This is a genomic window from Streptomyces sp. NPDC050508, from assembly GCF_040655155.1.
Taxonomy (GTDB): Bacteria; Actinomycetota; Actinomycetes; order Streptomycetales; family Streptomycetaceae; genus Streptomyces.
In genome coordinates this window covers 77,785-99,541 of record NZ_JBFAJJ010000003.1, presented here as the reverse complement: position 1 = coordinate 99,541, position 21,757 = coordinate 77,785, and the positions used below count along the sequence as shown (strand labels likewise).

Below are 21,757 nucleotides of genomic sequence, written 5' to 3'. Positions count from 1 at the left end.
GAGCCGCCCGGCAATGGTCCGGTACCTAGGAGGACAGATGACGAGGGCGATCGAGTCGTTCCGTAGTGCGCGTGATTTCCTGTTGGCGCATCGCGAGGACTATGCCACGGCCTACGAGGGATTCTCCTGGCCCCGGCCCGAGCACTTCAACTGGGCGCTCGACTGGTTCGACGTCATCGCGGCCGGAAACGACCGCACGGCCCTGCGCATCGTCGAGGAGGACGGCACCGAGGCCGTCCTGTCCTTCGCGGAGATGTCCGAGCGCTCGAACCGGGTCGCCAACTGGCTGCGCGCCCAGGGTGTCCGCGCCGAGGACCGCATCCTCGTCATGCTCGGCAACCAGACCGAGCTGTGGGAGACGGCCCTCGCCGCGATGAAACTGCGCGCTGTCGTCATCCCCGCCACCCCGCTGCTCGGCCCCGCCGACCTGCGCGACCGCGTCGCCCGCGGCCGGGTCCGGCAGGTGATCGTGCGCTCCGGGGACGTCGCCAAGTTCGACGAGGTGCCCGGGACGTACACACGGATCGCGGTCGGCGGCGCGGTCGAGGGCTGGCGGACGTACGAGGACGCGTACGCCGCCCCCGCCGAGTTCACGCCGGACGCCCCGACCCTGGCCGACGATCCGCTGATGCTCTACTTCACCTCGGGCACGACCGCCCACCCCAAGCTGGTCGAGCACACCCACACCTCGTACCCGATCGGCCATCTGGCCACGATGTACTGGATCGGTCTGCGCCCGGGCGACGTCCACCTCAACATCTCCTCGCCGGGCTGGGCCAAGCACGCCTGGTCGAACCTCTTCGCGCCGTGGAACGCGGAGGCGACCGTCTTCATCCACAACTACACCCGCTTCGACGCGGCCCGGCTGATGGCCGAGATGGACCGCGCGGGCGTCACCACCTTCTGTGCCCCGCCGACCGTGTGGCGGATGCTCATCCAGGCCGACCTGACCCAGCTGCGCACCCCGCCCCGCGAGGCGCTGGCCGCGGGGGAGCCCCTGAACCCCGAGGTGATCGAGCAGGTGCGGCGCGCCTGGGGCGTCACCATCCGGGACGGCTTCGGACAGACGGAGACCGCGGTCCAGGTCTCCAACAGCCCCGGCCAGCCGCTGAAGACGGGCTCGATGGGACGGCCGAGCCCCGGCTACCGCGTCGAACTCCTCGACCCGGTGTCGGGTGCGCCGGGCGTGGCCGAGGGCGAGATCGCGCTCGACCTGTCCGATCCGCCGGTCGGCCTGATGACCGGCTACCACGGCGACCCGGACCGTACGGCGGAGGCGATGGCCGGCGGCTACTACCGCACCGGCGACATCGGTGCCCGGGACGCGGACGGCTACATCACCTACGTCGGCCGGTCCGACGACGTCTTCAAGGCCTCCGACTACAAGATCTCCCCGTTCGAGCTGGAGAGCGCCCTGCTGGAGCACGAGGCGGTGGCCGAGGCCGCCGTGGTGCCAGCGCCGGACGAACTGCGACTCGCCGTACCGAAGGCGTACGTCGTGCTCGCGGCGGGCTGGGAGCCGGGACCCGACACCGCGAAGGTGCTGTTCGAGCACTCGCGCGACGTCCTCGCCCCCTACAAGCGCATCCGGCGGCTGGAGTTCGCCGACCTGCCCAAGACCGTCTCCGGCAAGATCCGCCGGATCGAACTGCGTGAGGCGACGGCCGCGGGGTCGGCCGCCGAGTACCGCGAGGAGGACTTCCGGTGAACGCGCCGACGAACCCGCCGATGAACTCGTACAGCCATGGAACCAGCGGGACTTCACTCCTCGGTGACACCATCGGCGCCAACCTCGACCGGGCGGTCGCCGCGTGGCCCGACCGCGAGGCACTCGTCGACGTACCGTCCGGGCGGCGCTGGACGTACGCCGAATTCGCCGCCGACATCGAGCAGTTGGCCCAGGCGCTGCTCGCGAGCGGGGTGGCGAAGGGCGACCGGGTGGGGATCTGGGCGATCAACTGCGCGGAGTGGGTGCTGGTTCAGTACGCCACCGCCCGCGTCGGCGCGGTCATGGTGAACATCAACCCGGCGTACCGCACCCACGAGGTCGAGTTCGTCCTCAAGCAGGCGGGGATCTCGGTCCTGTTCGCCTCGGTCAGCCACAAGGGCAGCGACTACCGGGCCATGGTCGACCAAGTGCGGGGCGGGTGCCCGGAGTTGCGGGAGGTCGTGTACATCGGGGACCCGAGCTGGGAGGCGTTGCTGAGCCGCGGCACGGGTGACGAGCCGTACGCCTACGCCGAACTGTCCTGCGACGACGCCATCAACATCCAGTACACGTCCGGCACGACGGGCTTCCCCAAGGGCGCCACGCTCTCCCACCACAACATCCTCAACAACGGCTATTTCGTAGGGGAGTTGATCGCCTACACCGAACAGGACCGGGTCTGCATCCCGGTGCCCTTCTACCACTGCTTCGGCATGGTCATGGGCAACCTGGCGGCGACCTCGCACGGCGCGTGCATGGTGATCCCGGCCCCGTCCTTCGACCCGGCGGCGACCCTGAAGGCGGTCCAGCAGGAGCGCTGCACGTCCCTCTACGGCGTACCGACCATGTTCATCGCGGAGTTGAACCTCCCCGACTTCGCGGCATACGACCTCTCCTCACTCCGCACCGGCATCATGGCGGGCTCACCCTGCCCGGTCGAGGTGATGAAACGGGTGGTCGCCGAGATGCACATGGCGGAGGTCTCCATCTGCTACGGCATGACGGAGACGTCCCCGGTCTCGCTCCAGACGAGGATGGACGACGACCTGGAACACCGCACCGGCACGGTCGGCCGTGTCCTCCCGCACCTGGAGGTCAAGGTCGTGGACCCGGCCACCGGTGTGACCCAACCCCGGGGCACGGCGGGCGAGTTGTGCACCCGCGGCTACAGCGTGATGCTCGGCTACTGGAACGAGCCCGAGAAGACCGCCGAGGCGATCGACGCGGGCCGTTGGATGCACACGGGTGACCTGGCGATGATGCGCGAGGACGGCTACGTCGAGATCGTCGGCCGCATCAAGGACATGATCATCCGGGGCGGCGAGAACATCTACCCGCGCGAGATCGAGGAGTTCCTCTACAGCCACCCGAAGGTCGCGGACGTCCAGGTCGTCGGCATCCCGCACGAGCGCTACGGCGAGGAGGTCCTGGCCTGCGTCATCCCACGCGACCCGGCGGACCCGCTGACGCTGGAGGACCTGCGCGGCTTCTGCGAGGGCAGGCTGGCGCACTACAAGATCCCGACCCAGCTCCAGATCATGGACGCCTTTCCGATGACGGTGTCGGGGAAGGTACGGAAGGTCGAGCTGCGGGAGCGGGCTGTTCGGGGGCGGTGAGGTGGGGGGTGTTGGGGGGTGCGGGCGGGGGCCGTGGGTGTCGGTGGGCGTTCGCGGGTGTTGTGGTGGGCCCCGGGTGCCGGGGGCGCTGGGGTTTTGCGGCGCCGGGGTGCCGGGGTGAGGGGTGACCTGGGTGGGGTGCCCGGCCGGCCGGTGGTGCGTACGGGGCGCTCAGTTGAGGGGGTTCGGCGCTCGGCGGCCGAGTTGCTGTGACTCGGTGCGCCCTACGGCCTGGGATGCATCTGGCGGGACGGTCTGCGGCGAGTCCGGCGACTTGCAGCGCGGCCTCGTGGCAACGCCCCGCAGCCCGCAGCCCGCAGCCCGCAGCCCGCAGCCCGCAGCCCGCAGCCCGCAGCCGGGAGCCGTTCGTCGGCGAATGGCCTCCGGGGCCCGCGTCTGCGTCCGGCGGTCCGGCAGTCGCCTGCTGCCTGGCGCCCGCCGCTCGCAGCGCGGTGTCTGTCGTCTGTTGTCTGTCGTCACGAACCCGCCGTGGTCGCCGCATACCGCCCCGACCGCCCAACTAACTCCCCGCCGCGTCGAGTTGGTCGGCCAGTTCGTTCACCGGCTGCGGTGTGCCCGTGAGGTCGAGGACGAACAGTGGGACGCCGAGGGTGTCGGCGTGGACGCGGGCGTCGTCGGCGTATCCGGCGAGGGAGAAGTAGACGCAGTCGGTGGACTCCGTCATGGCCGTCAGCCACAGGCACTCCACGTCGCGCAGTGAGGCCGGCCGTACGGTCGGGTCCACCTGCGCCAGGATGCCGCGGGCGGCGAGGCCGATGCCGGACGGGGGCCGCTGGTCGGCGCGGCGGATGTCGTGGTAGCCGAGCCAGCGCAGATACAGCGCGGCAGCCGTGACCGCGTCGCGCGCGGTGCGGATCGTGACGGGCTGGAAGGCGGGACGGCCCCGGACGCCGGTGCCGACCTCGGCGGCCTTCGGGGCCGGTTGCGCCGGCGGCTCCTCCCCGGCGACGGGAATCCGCAGCAGGATCCCGCACGGGCAGCCCAGCTCCGGGTACGGCCACTCGTCCAGGCGGCCACAGGCCGTACAGCGCACCGCGACCCAGTCCTCGTCCCAGACCCGGTGGGTCACGACCGCCACCACCCCACGCCGATCCAGCGGCGGGGCGACGGGGGCCCCGCACACACAGGGATAGGACGGCGCGGCATAGACGTGCTCACGTCGACAGGCCGGACAGCGCACCGGCACGCTCTCGGACATGCGCCCCATAGTCCTCCTGGAAACCCCTGCTTGTCCCTCTCTTGACGGCCTTGACCCCTCCACCTACATTACTTCCAGATAGTAGAAGTTAATTTCCATAATGTGGAAGTCATCGAGGAGTTTCACCGCGGGGCGCGACGGTGACGCGAATCCGACAGCCGAAGCAGGAGTACTCCATGGCTCGTATGACCGCTGCCCGCGCGGCAGTCGAGATCCTCAAGCGCGAGGGCGTCAGCGACGCGTTCGGTGTCCCGGGCGCGGCGATCAACCCCTTCTACGCCGCCCTCAAGGCCTCCGGCGGTATCCACCACACCCTCGCCCGGCATGTGGAGGGCGCCTCGCACATGGCCGAGGGCTACACCCGTACCCGCCCGGGCAACATCGGCGTCTGCATCGGCACCTCGGGCCCGGCCGGCACCGACATGATCACCGGCCTCTACTCGGCGACCGGTGACTCGATCCCGATCCTGTGCATCACGGGCCAGGCCCCGACCGCCGTGATCCACAAGGAGGACTTCCAGGCCGTCGACATCGCCTCGATCGCGGGCCCGGTCACGAAGATGGCGGTCACCGTGCTGGAGGCGGCCCAGGTCCCCGGCGTCTTCCAGCAGGCCTTCCACCTGATGCGCTCCGGCCGCCCCGGCCCGGTCCTCATCGACCTGCCGATCGACGTACAGCTCACCGAGATCGAGTTCGACCCGGAGACGTACGAGCCGCTGTCGGTCTACAAGCCGACCGCGACCCGCGCCCAGGTCGAGAAGGCCATCGGCCTGCTGAACGCCTCCGAACGACCACTGATCGTCGCAGGCGGCGGTGTCATCAACGCCGACGCGGCCGAACTCCTCGTCGAGTTCGCCGAGTTGACCGGTACCCCGGTCGTCCCGACCCTGATGGGCTGGGGCGCGCTCCCCGACGACCACGAGCTGAACGCCGGTATGGTCGGCCTCCAGACCTCGCACCGCTACGGCAACGCGACCTTCCTGGAGTCCGACTTCGTCCTCGGTATCGGCAACCGCTGGGCCAACCGCCACACCGGCAAGCTGGACGTCTACACCGCCGGACGGAAGTTCGTCCACGTCGACATCGAGCCGACCCAGATCGGCAGGATCTTCGCCGTCGACTACGGCATCGCCTCCGACGCGAAGGCCGCGCTGGAGCTGTTCGTCGAGGTGGCAAGGGAGTTGAAGGCGGAGGGCCGACTCCCCGACCGCTCGACCTGGGCCGCGTCCGCGCAGGAGCGGAGGTCGACTCTCCAGCGCCGTACGCACTTCGACGACATCCCGATCAAGCCGCAGCGTGTCTACGAGGAGATGAACAAGGCCTTCGGCCCGGAGACCCGGTACGTCTCCACCATCGGCCTCTCGCAGATCGCCGGCGCCCAGATGCTGCACGTCTACCGCCCGCGCCACTGGATCAACTGCGGCCAGGCGGGCCCCCTCGGCTGGACGATCCCGGCCGCGCTCGGCGTGGCCAAGGCCGACCCCGAGGCGTCCGTCGTCGCGCTCTCCGGCGACTACGACTTCCAGTTCATGATCGAGGAGTTGGCGGTCGGGGCCCAGCACCGGATCCCGTACGTCCATGTCCTGGTGAACAACGCCTACTTGGGCCTCATCCGGCAGGCGCAGCTCGGCCTGGACATCAACTTCCAGGTCAATCTGGAGTTTGAGAACATCAACTCCCCGGAGCTGGGCGTATACGGCGTCGACCACATCAAGGTCGTCGAAGGCCTCGGCTGCAAGGCCATCCGGGTCACCGACCCCGCCGAACTCGGCACCGCCTTCGAACAGGCGAAGAAGCTCGCCGCGGAGTTCCGGGTGCCGGTCGTCGTGGAGGCGATCCTGGAACGTGTCACCAACATCGCGATGAGCAAGACGAACGACATCAGCAACGTGGTGGAGTTCGAGGAGATAGCGACCGAGCCGGGCCATGCACCGACGTCGATCAGGCCCCTGAAGGTCTGAGGCGCGGATACATAAAGGCGGATACATAAAGGCGGCGGCCCATCCGGGAGGATGGGCCGCCGCCTTGTTCGTGAGCCGCGAAGCGCCGATCGGAAAACGAGGCCCGCCGCCCCCGTGCCGGCGGGCCTCGTGTGACGAATGTGCCCGCGCCCGGGGGTGGTTGAAGCCTCCGGAGGGGTGTTCAGAGGTTGATTTGAGGATGCCGTAGCCGGCATACGCCCGTTGACGTACGCCCCTTCACGGATCGCGGTGCTCGTGGTGTTCCGACAGCCCGGGCCAGTCCTCGGGCCCGCCGCCCTGCCACTCGATGAGGTCGCTCTCCTCGACCTCGATCCGGTCCAGGTCGGCCAGACGCAGGATCTCGACGACATCGTCGAGGTGGGAGGCGATACCGAGGGTCTCGTCGCCGGTGGTGACCCGGCGGGAGCCGTCGAGGGCCGGAGGATGCACCACGATGTGCGGAAACCCCGACGGTGGGGGTGTCATGCCAGTCATCCCTCAAGCCTCCTGCGGAACGGGCGGACGCGCACGTCGGCGGCACAGTCGGACCTCGCAGCACAGGGCGAGGACGCGCAGTTCCTCCGGGTGCCCGAGATGATGCTGTGGCTGGAGCGGGCGGCTCCCGCTCCAGGCCGCTGAACTCCGCAGCGGCGGCTCGTGCCGGGCGAGGTACTGACGTACAAGGAACTCCTGGACAACGCCGAACGCTCCCTCGCCGGGGAGAACCCGGTGTAGGGAGCGTGGCGTGGGCTGGCCGTCCGGCGGTGCGAGGCTGGGCGCGCCAGGACGTTCGCGCCGCCGGACGGAGTCTGGGCGTTCGGCTGGGACCGCGGCGGTCGCGACGGAGCCGGGGTGCTCCTTCCCTCAGGTCGAGAAGGAGGCCTCGGGACCTTCACCACCGCACTGGCTCGCACACCGCCGCGGTCCTGGCCCTGCCCGCGCGGTGCCGCCGACCACCCCTCATCCGGGTCGTCCGGCACGCACGGGCCGTCGGTGAGGTCAGTCCTCGCGCAGGGCGTGGACCGCCTCCTCCACGCGCCGGCCGTACTCCGGGTCGGCGGCGTGGAAGTGCGCGAGGTTCTTCTCGATCACGTCGTCGCGGGAGACCTGCGCGAGGCCGCCGGCGATGTTCGCGACGAGACGGGACCGCTCCTCGGGCGACATCAGGCGGTACAACTCGCCCGCCTGGTAGAAGTCGTCGTCCTTGGTGTGCTGCGGCGCCTCGTGCGTGCCCGTGTAGCCGGTGACCGCCAGTGGGGCCGACAGGGCGCGGCCGGTCTCGGTCGGGCCGTCGTAGGAGTTCGGCTCGTAGTTCTTCGCCGCGCGGCTCTGGGAGGTGGCGTTGGACGCCATGAAGCCGTCGCGGCCGTAGTTCTGCGCGGTCGTCGCCTTCGGGGCGTTCACCGCGAGCAGGGTGTGGTTGACGCCCAGGCGGTAGCGGTGCGCGTCCGCGTAGGCGAACAGGCGGCCCTGGAGCATCTTGTCGGGCGAAGGGCCGATGCCCGGAACGAAGTTGTTCGGGGAGAACGCGGCCTGCTCGACCTCGGCGAACACGTTGTCCGGGTTGCGGTCCAACACCAGGCGGCCGACATGCTGAAGGGGGTAATCGCCGTGCGGCCAGACCTTCGTGAGGTCGAAGGGGTTGAAGCGGTACTCCGCCGCGTCGGCCGCCGGCATGAGCTGGACGTGCAGGGTCCAGGACGGGTTCACGCCCCGCTCGATGGCCTGGAGCAGGTCCGTCTGATGGGAGCCCGGGTCCTTGCCCGCGATCTCCGCCGCCTGCTCACTGCTCAGGCTGCGCACGCCCTGGTTGGTCTTGAAGTGGTACTTGACGAAGAAGGCCTCGCCCTCGGCGTTCGTCCACTGATAGGTGTGCGAGCCGTAGCCGTTCATGTGGCGGTACGACGCCGGGATGCCGCGGTCGCCCATCAGCCAGGTCACCTGGTGCGTGGCCTCGGGGCTGTGCGCCCAGAAGTCCCATACGTTGTCCGGCTCTTGACGGCCCGTGAAGGGGTCGCGCTTCTGCGAGTGGATGAAGTCCGGGAACTTGATGGGGTCCTTGATGAAGAACACCGGGGTGTTGTTCCCGACGAGGTCGTAATTGCCCTGCTCCGTATAGAACTTGACCGCGAAGCCGCGCGGGTCGCGCACCGCGTCCGCGCCGCCGAGCGAGTCGGCGACCGTGGAGAAGCGCAGGAAGACCTCGGTGCGCTTGCCGACCGTGCTGAGGAAGCCGGCGTGTGTGAAGCCGGTGACGTCGTCGGTGACCTCGAAGTAGCCGTACGCGCCTGAGCCCCGGGCGTGCACCACGCTCCCCCACTGCCTTAAGGGCGTGGGAGGTGCCCCCACCGGGATGCGCTCGCGGTTGAACCGGGCGAGCTTCTCAAGGAGGTGCTGGTCCTGGAGGAGGAGCGGGCCGCCGATGCCGGCGGAGGCGGAGTTCTGGTTGTCGGCGACCGGGGCGCCGGACTCGGTCGTGAGCACGCGCTGCGACATGGAGAGCATTCCTCGACAATTTGTTGAACTGGTGGGCATGGTTCCGGGCGGCGCCAACGCCTGGGCGCGACAGGACAGTTGTCAGCGAGGGCGCCGCCCGGGGTCTGGGGGGGTGTGCTAGAGCTGTGCGCCCGACAGGCGTTCTACGGCCCGCAGCAGCGCCGAGTGGTCGAGTCCGCCGTCGCCCTGGGTGCGCAGCGATGCCACCAGTTGGGCCACTACGGCACCGACGGGCAGCGCCGCGCCGACGTTGCGGGCCGCGTCCGTGACGATGCCCATGTCCTTGTGGTGCAGGTCGATCCGGAAGCCCGGCTTGAAGTCGCGGTTGAGGAAGTTGTCCTTCTTCCGCGTCAGCACGGTGGAGCCCGCGAGCCCGCCGTTGAGGACGTCGAGGGCCGCCGCCAGGTCCACGCCCGACTTCTCCAGGAAGACCACGGCCTCCGCGCACGCCTGGATGTTCACGGCGACGATCAGCTGGTTGGCGGCCTTCACGGTCTGACCCGAGCCGTGCGGACCGCACAGCACGATGGTCCTGCCGAGCGCGTCGAAGATCGGCTCGGCCTCCTCGAAGTCGGACTGTCCGCCGCCGACCATGATGGACAGCACGGCCTCGATCGCACCGGCCTCACCGCCGGAGACGGGCGCGTCCAGGACCCGAACTCCCTTGTCCACGGCGGCCTTTGCCAGGTCGACCGAGGTCTGCGGGGTGATCGACGACATGTCGATGAGGAGGGTGCCGGCGCGGGCGTTCTCCAGGATGCCGTCCGGCCCGTAGGCGATGGCCTCGACCTGGGGGGACGCGGGGACCATCGTGATCACCACGTCGGCGTCCCGCACGGCCTCGGCGATCGAACCGGCCGCGGTGCCGCCGGCGGCGGTCAGGCGGTCCAACTTGTCCTGTTCCAGGGTGAATCCGGTGACGTCGTAACCCGCCTTGATCAGGTTCTCGGACATGGGGGAGCCCATGATGCCGAGGCCTATCCAGGCGATCTTGGGGAGACTGCTCATGGGGTGCCTCTCTAACTGCTCTGCTGCGTCGGGGAGTTCAGCGCGCTTCGCGCGGGAGCCAGTCGAAGGCCTCGGTGCTCGGGCGGTCGCCCGGCTTGTACTCCAGGCCCACCCAGCCGTCGTAACCGGCCTTCCTCAGCTGGTCGAGGAGGTCTTCGAGGGGGAGCGTGCCGGTGCCGGGGGCGCCGCGGCCCGGGTTGTCCGCGATCTGTACATGGCCGGTCTTCGCGGCGAACTGCTCGATCACCGACGGGAGTTCCTCGCCGTTCATGGACAGGTGGTAGAGGTCCATGAGGAAGCGCGCGTTGTCGAGGCCGGTCGCGTCGTTGACCTTGTCGACGATTCCCACGGCGGCGGGGGCGCTGACGAGTGGGTACAGCGGCGACTCGGGCTTGTTCAGGGCCTCGATCAGGAGGACCGCGCCGATCCGGTCGGCGGCGCGGGCCGCGAGGACCAGGTTCTCCAGCGCGAGCGCGTCCTGCTCGGCCGGGTCGACGCCGGCCACACGGTTGCCGTAGAGCGCGTTGAGAGCCGTAGCGCCGAGGGAGTGGGCGAAGTCGGCGGCCACGTCGATGTTCGCGCGGAACTTCTCCGACTCCTCGCCGGGGAGCGACAGGGCACCGCGGTCGGGGCCGGGTAGCTGTCCGGCGTAGAAGTTCAGGCCGGTGAGCTGGACGCCCGCGTCCTCCAACACCCGCTTGAGCGCGTCGAGTTGGGACTGCTCGGGGGTGGGGGAGTCGACCCAGGGCCACCACAGCTCGACCGCGGTGAAGCCGGCCGCGGCGGCGGCCGCGGGGCGCTCCAGGAGCGGGAGTTCCGTGAAGAGGATCGACAGGTTGACGTTGAAGCGCTGGTCTGCGAATCCCATCTGGGGCCGCGCTCCCTTCCGTGTCGAGATGCTGACTGAGATTCCGTATTGCGGAATATTGTTTCTGCTTAACGGAAGAGTGCCGTCGGGTGTCGGAGCTTGTCAAGAGGGCTCGGTGGAAAACGGCGCCGCGCGTTAGGTTGTGCCCGTGCGATTGCGAGTGGAGTTCACGACAGAGCCCTTCGACCTCGACGAGGCGCCCGCGCATGCGGTGGTCGCCAGGGAGGTCATCGAGGCGGCGGAGCTGGACTCCGTGGATGTGGGGCCGTTCGGCAACACGGCCGAGGGCGGCACCGACGCGGTGCTCACCGCCGTCGACGCCCTGCTGCGCAGGACCCTGGAGGCCGGCGCCACCCGGGTCTCGCTCCAGCTCAACGTGATCGGCGAGGGTGACCGGTGACCGGCATCGGGGACGAGCCGTTCATCACGGCCGTGAAGCCGCTGGTCGACGCCATGGGCGGCGAGATGCTCCCGCCCGACGAGGCCGGCCCCGACGACGTCGTGCTCGCCTGGGAGGGCGCCGACGTGGTCGCCGTACGGCTGCCGCAGCTCGCGGACTCGCTGGATCACATCCTGGCCGCCATGGAACGCAAGAAGGGCAAGCCCCTCGCGGACCTCGACCGCAAGGCCAAGCAGGAGGTCGTACGGATACTGGAGGCGCGCGGCGCCTTCTCGGTACGGCACGGCGTGGAGACCGTCGCGAGCGCTCTCGGGGTCAGCCGGTTCACCGTGTACAACTACCTCAATCGCGAGAAGGACGCCTGAACCGCGAGAGGGGCGCCTGAGCCACCGCGCCCGGTTGTTACCCGGAATTTTCAACAAAGTGTTGACGTGATGTTGTCGAGGGCGTTAGCTACTGGACAGCCCGTTCAGCACAAGGCCACGGAGGCTCCCGTGACGTCGACTTCCACGCCGCCGGGCCTCGCCCGGTTCAACGTCCTGGAGGAGCACGCGGCCTTCGCCGCTCTCCTTGAGGCGTGTGCCTCCACGGCGTGGGCCCGGCGACTGCTCGCCGCCCGCCCGTACGCCGGTCCCGAGGACCTCTACACCGCGAGCGATGCCGCGATGGCGGACCTGACCGCCGAGGACCTGGCCGAGGCGATGGCCGGCCACCCGCCGATCGGCCGTCCCAAGCCCGGCGACCCCACCTCTGCCCGCGAACAGCGCGGCATGGCGGGCGCCTCCGAGGACCTCAGGGCGGAGATGCTCGATCTCAACCTGGCGTACCAGGAGACGTTCGGCCATGTCTTCCTGATCTGCGCCACCGGCCGGACCGGCGAGCAGATGCGCGACGCGGTCAAGGAGCGGATCGGCAACTCGCCCGAGCAGGAACGGGAGATCGTCCGCACCGAGCTGGGCAAGATCAACCGCATCCGGCTCGCCCGCATCGTCGAAGAGGAAGCCCGAGCATGAGCACCAGCACCACCGCCTCGGTGTCCACGCACATCCTGGACACCTCGGTCGGCCGCCCCGCCGAGGGCGTCGCCGTCCAACTCGCCGCCCGCAGCGGCCCGTTGGGGGAGTGGCAGCCGCTCGGAGGTTCCGCCACCGACGCGGACGGGCGGTGCAAGGACCTCCCCGCACTGCCGGAGGGCACCACACACGTACGGCTCGACTTCGCCGTAGAGCCGTATTTCGAAAAGAAGCAAGCCGATGCGCAGCAGGACGCCCCCGCGAATCGGGACAGCGGTGCGACGACCGGAGTGTTCTTCCCGGAAGTGGCGATCACCTTCGCCGTGAAGCCCGGCGAGCACTACCACGTACCGCTGCTGCTCAACCCGTTCGGCTACTCCGTTTACCGAGGGAGCTAGCAGACATGCCCACGATTCTTGGACAGAACCAGTACGGCAAGGCCGAGAACCGAGTCGTCAAGATCACGCGGGACGGCGCCACCCATCACATCAAGGACCTCAACGTGTCCGTGTCGCTGAGCGGCGACATGGACGAGGTCCACTACTCCGGCTCGAACGCCAACGTGCTGCCGACCGACACCACCAAGAACACGGTGTACGCGTTCGCCAAGGAGCACGGCATCGAGTCCGCCGAGCAGTTCGGCATCCACCTCGCCCGGCACTTCGTGACCAGCCAGGAGCCGATCAAGACCGCGCGCATCCGCATCGAGGAGTACGCGTGGGAGCGGATCGACGCCTCCGACGCCAACTCCCAGTTCATCGGGGCCGACGAGGTCAAGCACTCCTTCGTACGGAAGGGGCAGGAGACCCGGGTCACGCAGATCACCTACGACGGTGAGTCGTGGGAGGTCATATCCGGGCTGAAGGACCTGGTCGTGATGAACTCGACCAACTCCGAGTTCTGGGGTTACGTCAAGGACAAGTACACGACCCTCCCCGAGGCCTACGACCGCATCCTGGCCACCCAGGTCTCCGCCCGCTGGCGCTTCAACTGGTCCGACGACGAGCAGAAGATGCCGAGTTGGGAGAAGTCCTACGAGCAGGTGAAGAAGCACATGCTCCAGGCCTTCGCCGAGACGTACTCGCTGTCCCTCCAGCAGACCCTGTACCAAATGGGTTCGCGGATCATCAACAACCGCAGCGAGATAGACGAGGTCCGCTTCTCCCTCCCCAACAAGCACCATTTCCTTGTGGACTTGGAGCCGTTCGGGCTGAAGAACGAGAATGAGGTGTACTTCGCCGCCGACCGGCCCTACGGCCTGATCGAGGCGACGATCCTGCGGGACGGCTGCGAGCCGAAGATCCCGGTGGATCTCACCAACCTCTGAGCAACTCCCTTTGCGGCACCCGTGGTCCGCCCTCCAGCGCGGGCCGCGGTACTCAAATCCCAGGGTCCTGCCGTGCCCATTCCACACAGTGAATAGGACGAACCATGGCAGCAACTCAGCGCATCGTCATCGAGAACTGTTCGATCGCGACCGTCGACGCCGCCGACACGGAGTACGCGAACGGATATGTGGTCGTCGCCGGCAACCGCATCGAGTCCCTCGGCGCGGGCCGGGCCCCCGAGGGCCTGGAGAACGTCGTACGACGGATCGACGCGTCCGGTCACCTGGTGACCCCCGGCCTGGTCAACACCCACCACCACTTCTACCAGTGGATCACCCGGGGTCTGGCCACCGACCACAACCTCTTCGACTGGCTCGTCGCGCTGTACCCGACCTGGGCGCGCATCGACGAGCAGATGGTCCGCGCCGCCGCGCAGGGTTCCCTCGCGATGATGGCCCGCGGCGGTGTCACCACCGCGATGGACCACCACTACGTCTTCCCGCAGGGCTCCGGCGACCTTTCCGGCGCCATCATCGGCGCAGCCCGCGAGATGGGCGTCCGCTTCACGCTGGCCCGCGGCTCCATGGACCGCAGCGAGAAGGACGGTGGCCTGCCCCCGGACTTCGCCGTCGAGACCCTGGAGGGCGCCCTCGCCGCGACCGAGGCGACGGTACGGGAGCACCACGACGCCTCCTTCGACGCGATGACCCAGGTGGCCGTGGCCCCCTGCTCACCGTTCTCCGTGTCGACCGAACTCCTGCGGCAGGGCGCCGAGTTGGCCCGCCGGCTCGGCGTACGGCTGCACACGCACGGCTCGGAGACGGTCGAGGAGGAGCAGTTCTGCAAGGAACTGTTCGGCATGGGCCCGACCGACTACTTCGAGTCCACCGGCTGGCTCGGCGCGGACGTGTGGATGGCGCACTGCGTCCACATGAACGACTCCGACATCGCCGCCTTCGCCCGGACGAAGACCGGTGTCGCCCACTGCCCCTCGTCCAACGCCCGGCTCGCGGCCGGTATCGCCCGCGTCCCCGACATGCTCGCCGCCGGCGTCCCCGTCGGCCTCGGCGTCGACGGCACCGCCTCGAACGAGTCCGGCGAACTCCACACCGAGCTGCGCAACGCGCTCCTCATCAACCGCCTCGGCGCCCACCGCGAAGCAGCCCTGAACGCCCGCCAGGCGCTGCGCCTCGGAACGTACGGCGGCGCCCAAGTCCTGGGCCGGGCAGGCGAGATCGGCTCCCTGGAGCCGGGCAAGCTGGCCGACCTGGTGCTGTGGAACCTGGACACCCTCGCGCACGCCTCGATCGCCGACCCGGTGACCGCGCTGGTCTTCGGTGCGGCAGCCCCCGTCACGGCCTCGTTCGTGAACGGTCGTCAGATCGTCGAGGACAACCGGCTGTTGCACGTCGACGAGGACGCGATCGCCCGCTCCACGCGGGAGGAAGCCCAGCGCCTGGCGCGGATCGCCGCGCAGGGCTGACCACGCTCAGCATGAATCGCCGTACGGCGTCGCTGAGTTGAAGATCTCCGGTCGAGGGGGACGGCCCTCGATCGGTGGCCGCGGCCGGGGCGTGCATGGTTGTGTGCGCCCCGGAACGGCCTTATTTACCCCTTTTGTCGAGTTCCGTCCCTCGGTCCCGCACGACCGCGCACCACCTCCATGAAACCCACGTCAGAGCCGACGTGTTAGCTGACCCGGAGGAACCGCCGTGACCGCCCACCCCGTCGACGAAAAACTCCCCGCACTCAAAATGGCCACCACGGGACTGCAACACGTGGCCGCCATGTACGCGGGCGTCGTCGCCCCGCCGCTCATCGTCGGGGCGGCCGTCGGCCTCTCCGGCACCGAACTCACCTTCCTCACCGGCGCCTGCCTCTTCACCGCCGGCCTCGCCACCTTCCTGCAGACCCTCGGGATCTGGAAGATCGGCGCCCGGCTGCCCTTCGTCAACGGCGTGACCTTCGCCGGAGTCGCTCCGATGACCGCGATCGCGGCTTCCACCAAGGACAAGTCCGACGCGCTGCCCGTCATCTTCGGCGCGGTGATCGTCGCCGGACTCCTCGGCTTCCTCGCCGCCCGCTTCTTCAGCAAGGCGGTGCGCTTCTTCCCGCCGGTCGTCACCGGCACCGTGATCACGCTGATAGGCGTGTCCCTGCTGCCCGTTGCCTTCGGCTGGGCGCAGGGACCGGACCCCTCGGCACACGACTACGGTTCGCGGACGTACCTGGGCCTCGCCGCCGCCACGCTCGTCGTCGTCCTGGTCCTCCGTCGTTTCACGCGCGGCTTCGTGAAGCAAATAGCCGTGCTCCTCGGCCTGTTGATCGGCACGCTCCTCGCGATCCCCTTCGGCGTAACGGACTTCAGCCCCGTCGCGGACGCGGACGTGATCGGCTTCCCGACCCCGTTCCACTTCGGCGCACCCCAGTTCCAGCTCGCCGCGATCATCTCGATGTGCGTGGTGATGGTGGTCTCGATGACCGAATCCACCGCGGACATGCTGGCGTTGGGCGAGATCGTCGAACGCCCGGCGGACGAGGCGACCATCACCGCCGGCCTGCGCGCCGACACTCTCGGCTCGGCTCTCAGCCCCCTCTTCAACGGCTTCATGTGCAGCGCCTTCGCCCAGAACATCGGCCTCGTCGCCATGACCCGCATCCGCAGCCGGTACGTCGTCGCCACCGGCGGCGGCTTCCTGGTGCTGATGGGCCTGTGCCCGATGGCCGCGTCGCTCATCGCCGTCGTACCGCGCCCGGTACTGGGCGGAGCGGGCGTGGTCCTGTTCGGCTCGGTCGCCGCGAGCGGCATCCAGACCCTCGTCAGGGCGGGCCTGGAGCACGGCGACAACATCCTGATCGTGGCGGTCTCGCTGGCCGTCGGCATCATCCCGATCACGGCGCCGGACTTCTACCACGCCTTCCCGCAGACCGTGCGGATCGTCCTCGACTCGGGCATCTCCACGGGCTGCGTGGCCGCGGTGGCGCTGAACCTGGTCTTCAACCACCTCGGCCGGGCCCGCGCACAGGTCACGGGCACGACCGAGGCCGTACCCCTCGCCGGTCAGCCGATCTCGTAACTGTCCCCGTACACCTTCCACTTGAGCGGTGTGTCCAGGTCGAGGTTGCCCTTCTTCAGGAACACCCGCTGGGCCGTCTCGACTCGGGTCACGTCGCTGTGCGCCGCCTCCTGCTTCATCGCCCAGACGCGGGCGTCGAGGAACGCGTCGAGATACGTCGTCTCGTTCCCGCCGTCCGCCGGTGTGTCGGCGTGCCTGCGGGCCCGGGCGCGGATGCCGCCGAAGCAGACGGCGTCCGTGCCCGGGCCGTGCATGACCATCGCGTCGTAGTAGACGAACTGGCCGAGCGTGCCCACCCCGTCCCTCTTGGCGCGCGCGACGGCCGGGTCGAAGTAGCCGCGGTCCCGCTCGTCGCGCTGCGCCTTGCGGAACGCGGCGGACGTCCTCGCGGCCTTCCGCCACGCTGCCGGGAAGCCCGGGGCCAGTCCCTTGTGGGAGTCGGTGCCGTTCACGGCGCGCAGCGCGGGCAGATAGCCGGCGAGGACGTTGTCCGGAGCCCGCTTCGTGTACAGCTCGACGAGCGCCAGCATGTCGCTGGTACCGGAGCAGAAACCGATGATCCCGGCGGTGTAGCCGCGGCCGTCGCCGATGTCCTCGATGTACGGGTACTGCGCCTCCCAGTCCAGGGAGGAGTTCTCCGCGCTCGACACCAGCCGCATCGCGATGTCCTTCTTCGCCGGGGTGTCGAGCCCCGCCCCACCCGACGTGGAGGCGTCCGCGGACGGCCACTGGCTCGCGATCGCCGCCGTACCGAAGGCTGCGAGCAGGGTGCGGCGGGCGGCTTTTCTTCGGAAGAACGGCACGTCATCTCCAAGGCGGGCGCGGTACTCGTCAACTGTGAAAGGCAGCTGAGACTCGCGCGTCAACTTGGGAGAGCCGTGGGGTGGCGTTAGCAGGGCACTGTGAATTCCGCGTTCAGCCGCGCCGGACCGACTGGCAGGGCATGGCCGCCGGGAGCCGTCCCGTGAAGTACGACCGGGGTGGCACACCCATCAGGGCGCGGAAGTCGGATGTCATGTGGGACTGGTCGTAGTAGCCGGTGGCGGTGGCGAGTTGGGCCCAGGAGAGTTCGGTGGCGTGGGCCAGCACGGCGCGGACGCGGTTGATGCGGGCGTAGTGCTTGGGGGAGAGGCCGACCCCCTCGGCGAACAGGTTGCGCAACTGCCGTTCGCTGACGGCGAGTTCGCGGGCCACGTCGGGCACCGGGCCGGGAAGGTGTCCGGTGCGGATCGACATCGCGTCGACGCCGGCCCGTACGAGTTCCGTGCGCGAGGAGTCCGCCACGGCGGTGAGCCGCGCGGGGAGCACCTCCGCGAGCCGCTCCACCGTCCGCTCGGGGTCGGGATCCAACCAGCGGAGTTCGTCGGCGAGTTGGCGGGCCTTCCGGTCGGGCAGGTCACCCAGGGACACCGCCCGGCCGACCAGGTCGACCGCCGGAACGCCCAGCAGCGGCAACGTCGTGCCCGGCGCCAGCCGCACCTCCACACAGGACACGAGAGGCTTGCCCGCGTGATACGTGGCCCGGACGCGCGGCCCGACGACAAGGATGCTGCGACGGCCGCTCCCTTCAACCCGCACGACCACCTTCGTGTCCGCGTCCGGAAGATGCACGAACGGCTCCTTCGGCATGGCGTCGAGCCGCAGGGCGCCGACGCGCGCGATCCAGGGGCGCAGTTCGTCGGGCAGGGGCACGGCCCGCTCGGACAAGGCGTTCGTCACCCCTCCACGGTAAGCGCGCCACCGGTCCGAAGACGGTCCCCGAACGTGCCGGAATCTCCTAGAACCAAGGCCGCTTCCCCGCCCACTGTGGTGGCCATGATCCTCGTCACGGGTGCCACGGGCACCATCGGCAGTGAAGTCGTACGACAACTCGCGGCGCGCGGTGAGAAGGTGCGCGCTCTGACCCGGACCCCTGAAAAGGCCCTGTTTCCGGAGGGAGTTGAGGCGGCGCGGGGCCATCACGCCGACCGGGCCTCGGTGGAGGCGGCGATGACCGGCGCCGAAGTCGCTTTCCTCGTCGGGGTGTTCGGACCGGACGACGGCGGGCACGATCGCGGCCTCGTCGAGGCGGCACGGGCGGCGGGCGTGCGCCGGATCGTCAAGCTCTCCGGTATCGGCGCCGGCAACCCGGCCGTCGGACCGGTCGGCACCTGGCACGTACCCGGTGAACAGGCCGTGCGGGACAGTGAGTTGGAGTGGACGATCCTGCGCCCCTCGGCCTTCGCCACCAACACGCTCGGCTGGGCGGCATCCCTGCGGGCGGGCAGCCCGGTACCGAACACGAGCGGCGACGGCGGCCAGGGAGTGGTCGATCCGCGTGACGTGTCCGAGGTGGCGGTGGCCGCCCTGCTCGACGCGGGCCACTCGGGCCGGACGTACACGCTGACCGGCCCCGAGGTGCTCAGCGTTCCGAACCAGGCAGCCGTGCTCGCCGAGACCCTCGGGCGTCCGGTCGAGGTGCGCGGCCTCTCCTCGGCCGAGGCCCGCGTGTATCTGCTCGGGCTGGGCTACAGCGACACGTTCGTCGACGCCTCCGAGATCAGCAGGGAGTTCGTCCGGGAGGGCGGCAACGAGGTCGTCACCGATGACGTACGGGAGGTCCTGGGCCGTCCGGCGCGGACTTTCCGGGAGTGGGCCCAGGACCACAGGGCGGCGTTCGGGGAGGGGTGACCTCGGCGGGGGCGGGGACCGGGGCGTCAGTCCCGGTGGCCCCGGTTCAGATCCCGAACAGGCCCGGATCGGTGGTCAACCGCTCGAAGAACTCCCGTGGTTGTGCGACCAGCCTGCGCTTTTCGAGGTCCAGCAGTCCGCCGACCGACACGGCCTCGGCGGACACCGTGCCGTCCGTCTTGGTGATCGTCTGCAGAACCCGGAACGTCTTGCCCTCGCCCCACTCGAAGGCGCAGCTCACCTCGACGTCCTCGCCCGCGCGCAGTTCGCGGAGATAGCGGATGGTCGTCTCCAGGACTATCGGCCCGATTCCCTGGGCGAGCAACTCGGCCTGGCCCACTCCCGCGGCCTGCAACAGCGCCCAGCGGGCATGCTCCGCGTACTGGAGGTACACGCTCTGATTGAGGTGTCCCAGGCTGTCGGTCTCGTATCCGCGGACGGTCACCGGGACGGAAAACGGCTCGCTCACTGCGTTCCCTTCTCGCACTGATGGACGATCTGCCGCACCGATCTTGGCATGCCCGTCAGGTCCGGTCGGGTCCGTTCACGTCCGTCGCGGCGAGGCAAGCAGATAACTCGCCCCCGTACGCGGCTCCTTGTGCTCGCTCACCTGCCAGCCCGCCCGCTCCAGCGTCCCCGCGCAGGCGCGCAACGCCTCCCCGTCCGGCTCGCGCACGGCGACCGCCTCGGGCTGCGGGGTCACGCGCACCCGGTAGCCCTCCGCATCCTGTCCCGTGGCGGGCCGGTGCCCTGCGGCCTCCAGGGCGAGCGCGGCGGCCTGCACCAGATGCGTCCGCTCCCAGCCGCACGGCCGCTCCACGGAACCGTCCGGGTTCGTCATCCGGCGCAGCTCCAGCAACCCCTGCCAGGCGCTGTGCACCTCACGCGTGCGGGCCGGACCGTCGCCCGTCACGTCCTCACCGCCGATACGCGCGGCGAACACGCCGGCGGTCGCAGGGGTTGCCACGACCGGCTCGGGAACCTCCGGCGCGGACTCCCGTATGCGATGCCCCGCAGGCGTCAGAAAGTGGTCGTGCGGTGGCCGCGGATGCCGGAACGCGAGCTCCCGTTTCACCAGCGCGGCGAGCTGCGCCTCCGTACCCCGCAGCCGTCCGGTGACGGGATCGGCGGCGTCGATGACACGCCGTTGCGCGGCGGTCGGCGGTCGTGTCACGGCGTGCTCCTCTCCGTTCGTCGGTCCACCGAGATGTCGTATGTGCCCTCCATTCGAAGGCTACGACGGGGGTCTGACATTCCATGCGGCGATGACCGGCCGCCCGTGCTCCGTGCTGAGCCGGCACAGCGTCCCGGTCGCGAGCTGGAAGAGCGCGCCCTTCGACGGCGCCAGACCCAGCCACCGCGCGGTGAGCACCCGCAGGAAGTGGCCGTGCGCCACCAGGACGACAACGCCCTCGGTGTTGGCGAGCGCCGCGTCCACCTCGGACAGCACGCGGTCGGCGCGCTGGCCCACCTGCTCTGGGCTCTCCCCGGGATGGTCGGGCGGCCCGGGCGCGACCCCGTCGGTGAACAGGAACCAGTCCGGCCGGGTGCGCTGGATCTCGACGGTCGTGATCCCCTCGTACCCGCCGTAGTCCCACTCCCGCAGATCCACATCGATCCGTACGTCGGTCAGCCCGATCAGCTCGGCGGTCTCCCGCGCGCGCTGCAAGGGGCTGACGAACGCGGCGCCGACCCGGTGCGAACGGATCAGCGGCACCAGCCCGCGCGCCTCCTCCCGCCCCTTCGCGGTCAGCGGGACATCGGTCCAGCCGGTGTGCCGCCCCGACCGGGACCATTCGGTCTCTCCGTGCCGTACGAGGAAAAGATCACCCATACCTCACAGGCTATGGGCCCACTGCTCCAACGTCGCGAAATCGCCCTCCCGTAGACCCCTGCGCGGGTCCACCTTGAGGAGGAGCGCCGGCCCGTCATGTTGTGCCTCGACATGCCGTACGTCCAGGTCGGTGACCAGGTCGTCGACCCAGACGAAGGGGCGCCCGGCCGCCCAGGCGACGATCTGGCGGGTCTTCCAGTAGAGGCCGTCCGGGGCCTTGGCGAACAGCTGGGTGAACTCGATCACCGGCAGGTCGCCGGGGAGCCCGACCGCCGGTGCGATCAGCTCGTTGGCCTGGTGCATCCAGGTGGTGGCCCAGGCCGGCTCGTACGGCAGCGCCAGTATTCGCTCGCCGTGCCCCGGGTGCAGGCGCACCCGCAGCCCGCGCCGCAGTCGCCGGGAGCCGGGCTGCTGCCGGGCGGACCAGTTCGTCGGCCACAGCCGGTGGGTGACATAGCCGCGGTGGCGCAGGAACCGGGCGCCGTACGGGTTGAGGGGGCCGTCGACATCGAGGAGCAGCAGGGGGCGGTCCGTCATGCGGAGGAGCTACCCAGGGCGA

22 protein-coding genes are annotated in these 21,757 nt (G+C 69.7%); 11 read left to right on the top strand and 11 right to left on the bottom strand.

The genetic code is table 11. The features are described 5' to 3' along the window. Positions 1-37 precede the first annotated feature (37 nt). Both AB0I69_RS10055 and AB0I69_RS10050 read left to right on the top strand, forming a co-directional pair. A complete protein-coding gene (locus tag AB0I69_RS10055) occupies positions 38-1,708 on the top strand; it encodes an AMP-binding protein (RefSeq protein WP_363095124.1) in 1,671 nt (556 codons plus the stop codon). A gap of 20 nt (positions 1,709-1,728) precedes the next feature. Continuing rightward, entirely contained in the window at positions 1,729-3,324 is a 1,596-nt protein-coding gene (locus AB0I69_RS10050) for an AMP-binding protein (protein ID WP_363095566.1), read from the top strand. A 520-nt stretch (positions 3,325-3,844) separates the two neighbouring features. On the opposite strand, the gene AB0I69_RS10045 is transcribed toward AB0I69_RS10050, so the two are convergent. Beyond that, on the bottom strand, positions 3,845-4,552 hold the full coding sequence (locus AB0I69_RS10045; protein WP_363095123.1) for a hypothetical protein: 708 nt from the start codon (positions 4,550-4,552) through the stop codon (positions 3,845-3,847). A 167-nt stretch (positions 4,553-4,719) separates the two neighbouring features. Here AB0I69_RS10045 and gcl point away from each other — a divergent pair, with 167 nt between their 5' ends. Beyond that, entirely contained in the window at positions 4,720-6,504 is a 1,785-nt protein-coding gene (gene gcl / locus AB0I69_RS10040; RefSeq protein ID WP_363095122.1) for a glyoxylate carboligase, read from the top strand. A gap of 237 nt (positions 6,505-6,741) precedes the next feature. Here gcl and AB0I69_RS10035 read toward each other — a convergent pair whose 3' ends face one another. The 4 genes from AB0I69_RS10035 to AB0I69_RS10020 form a co-directional block, all read right to left on the bottom strand. Then, positions 6,742-6,990 carry a hypothetical protein gene (locus AB0I69_RS10035; protein ID WP_363095565.1) on the bottom strand — a complete coding sequence of 83 codons (249 nt, stop codon included), beginning with the start codon at positions 6,988-6,990 and terminating at the stop codon, positions 6,742-6,744. A 513-nt stretch (positions 6,991-7,503) separates the two neighbouring features. Continuing rightward, the gene (locus tag AB0I69_RS10030; protein WP_363095121.1) at positions 7,504-9,000 is read right to left on the bottom strand and encodes a catalase; all 1,497 of its coding nucleotides are present in this window, start codon (positions 8,998-9,000) and stop codon (positions 7,504-7,506) included. A 117-nt stretch (positions 9,001-9,117) separates the two neighbouring features. After that, positions 9,118-10,008, bottom strand: coding sequence for a 2-hydroxy-3-oxopropionate reductase (locus tag AB0I69_RS10025; RefSeq protein WP_363095120.1), 891 nt, complete (start codon positions 10,006-10,008; stop codon positions 9,118-9,120). A gap of 37 nt (positions 10,009-10,045) precedes the next feature. Then, positions 10,046-10,876, bottom strand: coding sequence for a TIM barrel protein (locus AB0I69_RS10020; RefSeq protein ID WP_363095119.1), 831 nt, complete (start codon positions 10,874-10,876; stop codon positions 10,046-10,048). Between the two features lie 148 nt (positions 10,877-11,024). Here AB0I69_RS10020 and AB0I69_RS10015 point away from each other — a divergent pair, with 148 nt between their 5' ends. From AB0I69_RS10015 to AB0I69_RS09985, 7 genes are all read left to right on the top strand, one after another. Continuing rightward, on the top strand, positions 11,025-11,276 hold the full coding sequence (locus AB0I69_RS10015; protein WP_078623106.1) for a thiamine-binding protein: 252 nt from the start codon (positions 11,025-11,027) through the stop codon (positions 11,274-11,276). Continuing rightward, entirely contained in the window at positions 11,273-11,641 is a 369-nt protein-coding gene (locus tag AB0I69_RS10010) for a helix-turn-helix domain-containing protein (protein ID WP_033279482.1), read from the top strand. Before AB0I69_RS10015 ends, AB0I69_RS10010 begins: the two co-directional genes overlap by 4 nt. A gap of 129 nt (positions 11,642-11,770) precedes the next feature. Continuing rightward, the gene (gene uraD, locus AB0I69_RS10005) at positions 11,771-12,289 is read left to right on the top strand and encodes a 2-oxo-4-hydroxy-4-carboxy-5-ureidoimidazoline decarboxylase (RefSeq protein ID WP_363095118.1); all 519 of its coding nucleotides are present in this window, start codon (positions 11,771-11,773) and stop codon (positions 12,287-12,289) included. Further along, the gene (gene uraH, locus AB0I69_RS10000; protein WP_363095117.1) at positions 12,286-12,687 is read left to right on the top strand and encodes a hydroxyisourate hydrolase; all 402 of its coding nucleotides are present in this window, start codon (positions 12,286-12,288) and stop codon (positions 12,685-12,687) included. Before uraD ends, uraH begins: the two co-directional genes overlap by 4 nt. A 5-nt stretch (positions 12,688-12,692) precedes the next feature. After that, positions 12,693-13,616, top strand: a complete 924-nt coding sequence (gene pucL / locus AB0I69_RS09995) for a factor-independent urate hydroxylase (RefSeq protein ID WP_363095116.1) — start codon at positions 12,693-12,695, stop codon at positions 13,614-13,616. A gap of 104 nt (positions 13,617-13,720) precedes the next feature. Next, a complete protein-coding gene (locus AB0I69_RS09990; protein ID WP_363095115.1) occupies positions 13,721-15,100 on the top strand; it encodes an 8-oxoguanine deaminase in 1,380 nt (459 codons plus the stop codon). A 229-nt stretch (positions 15,101-15,329) separates the two neighbouring features. Continuing rightward, positions 15,330-16,694, top strand: a complete 1,365-nt coding sequence (locus AB0I69_RS09985) for a nucleobase:cation symporter-2 family protein (RefSeq protein ID WP_363095114.1) — start codon at positions 15,330-15,332, stop codon at positions 16,692-16,694. Here the strand turns inward: AB0I69_RS09985 and AB0I69_RS09980 are convergent. Then, positions 16,679-17,497 carry a chitosanase gene (locus AB0I69_RS09980; protein WP_363095113.1) on the bottom strand — a complete coding sequence of 273 codons (819 nt, stop codon included), beginning with the start codon at positions 17,495-17,497 and terminating at the stop codon, positions 16,679-16,681. The genes AB0I69_RS09985 and AB0I69_RS09980 overlap by 16 nt on opposite strands. Positions 17,498-17,609: 112 nt before the next feature. Further along, a complete protein-coding gene (locus tag AB0I69_RS09975) occupies positions 17,610-18,413 on the bottom strand; it encodes a helix-turn-helix domain-containing protein (RefSeq protein ID WP_363095112.1) in 804 nt (267 codons plus the stop codon). A gap of 87 nt (positions 18,414-18,500) precedes the next feature. On the opposite strand from AB0I69_RS09975, the gene AB0I69_RS09970 reads away from it, so the two are divergent. Then, positions 18,501-19,364, top strand: a complete 864-nt coding sequence (locus tag AB0I69_RS09970; protein ID WP_363095564.1) for an NAD(P)H-binding protein — start codon at positions 18,501-18,503, stop codon at positions 19,362-19,364. A gap of 46 nt (positions 19,365-19,410) precedes the next feature. Here AB0I69_RS09970 and AB0I69_RS09965 read toward each other — a convergent pair whose 3' ends face one another. The 4 genes from AB0I69_RS09965 to AB0I69_RS09950 all read right to left on the bottom strand — a co-directional run bounded on the left by AB0I69_RS09965 (position 19,411) and on the right by AB0I69_RS09950 (position 21,735). Continuing rightward, positions 19,411-19,833 carry a thioesterase family protein gene (locus tag AB0I69_RS09965; RefSeq protein ID WP_363095111.1) on the bottom strand — a complete coding sequence of 141 codons (423 nt, stop codon included), beginning with the start codon at positions 19,831-19,833 and terminating at the stop codon, positions 19,411-19,413. A gap of 75 nt (positions 19,834-19,908) precedes the next feature. Continuing rightward, positions 19,909-20,538 carry a hypothetical protein gene (locus tag AB0I69_RS09960; protein ID WP_363095110.1) on the bottom strand — a complete coding sequence of 210 codons (630 nt, stop codon included), beginning with the start codon at positions 20,536-20,538 and terminating at the stop codon, positions 19,909-19,911. Between the two features lie 60 nt (positions 20,539-20,598). After that, positions 20,599-21,198, bottom strand: a complete 600-nt coding sequence (locus tag AB0I69_RS09955) for a histidine phosphatase family protein (protein ID WP_363095109.1) — start codon at positions 21,196-21,198, stop codon at positions 20,599-20,601. 3 nt (positions 21,199-21,201) lie between these two features. After that, the gene (locus AB0I69_RS09950) at positions 21,202-21,735 is read right to left on the bottom strand and encodes an HAD domain-containing protein (RefSeq protein WP_363095108.1); all 534 of its coding nucleotides are present in this window, start codon (positions 21,733-21,735) and stop codon (positions 21,202-21,204) included. Positions 21,736-21,757: the final 22 nt, after the last annotated feature.

Bases quoted from the DNA above. Each gene is read 5' to 3' on its own strand.
- AB0I69_RS10055 (WP_363095124.1), top strand. From the start codon at position 38: ATGACGAGGGCGATCGAGTCGTTCCGTAGTGCGCGTGATTTCCTGTTG.
- AB0I69_RS10050 (WP_363095566.1), top strand. From the start codon at position 1,729: ATGAACTCGTACAGCCATGGAACCAGCGGGACTTCACTCCTCGGTGAC.
- AB0I69_RS10045 (WP_363095123.1), bottom strand. From the start codon at position 4,552: ATGGGGCGCATGTCCGAGAGCGTGCCGGTGCGCTGTCCGGCCTGTCGA.
- gcl (WP_363095122.1), top strand. From the start codon at position 4,720: ATGGCTCGTATGACCGCTGCCCGCGCGGCAGTCGAGATCCTCAAGCGC.
- AB0I69_RS10035 (WP_363095565.1), bottom strand. From the start codon at position 6,990: ATGACACCCCCACCGTCGGGGTTTCCGCACATCGTGGTGCATCCTCCG.
- AB0I69_RS10030 (WP_363095121.1), bottom strand. From the start codon at position 9,000: ATGTCGCAGCGCGTGCTCACGACCGAGTCCGGCGCCCCGGTCGCCGAC.
- AB0I69_RS10025 (WP_363095120.1), bottom strand. From the start codon at position 10,008: ATGAGCAGTCTCCCCAAGATCGCCTGGATAGGCCTCGGCATCATGGGC.
- AB0I69_RS10020 (WP_363095119.1), bottom strand. From the start codon at position 10,876: ATGGGATTCGCAGACCAGCGCTTCAACGTCAACCTGTCGATCCTCTTC.
- uraH (WP_363095117.1), top strand. From the start codon at position 12,286: ATGAGCACCAGCACCACCGCCTCGGTGTCCACGCACATCCTGGACACC.
- pucL (WP_363095116.1), top strand. From the start codon at position 12,693: ATGCCCACGATTCTTGGACAGAACCAGTACGGCAAGGCCGAGAACCGA.
- AB0I69_RS09990 (WP_363095115.1), top strand. From the start codon at position 13,721: ATGGCAGCAACTCAGCGCATCGTCATCGAGAACTGTTCGATCGCGACC.
- AB0I69_RS09955 (WP_363095109.1), bottom strand. From the start codon at position 21,198: ATGGGTGATCTTTTCCTCGTACGGCACGGAGAGACCGAATGGTCCCGG.
- AB0I69_RS09950 (WP_363095108.1), bottom strand. From the start codon at position 21,735: ATGACGGACCGCCCCCTGCTGCTCCTCGATGTCGACGGCCCCCTCAAC.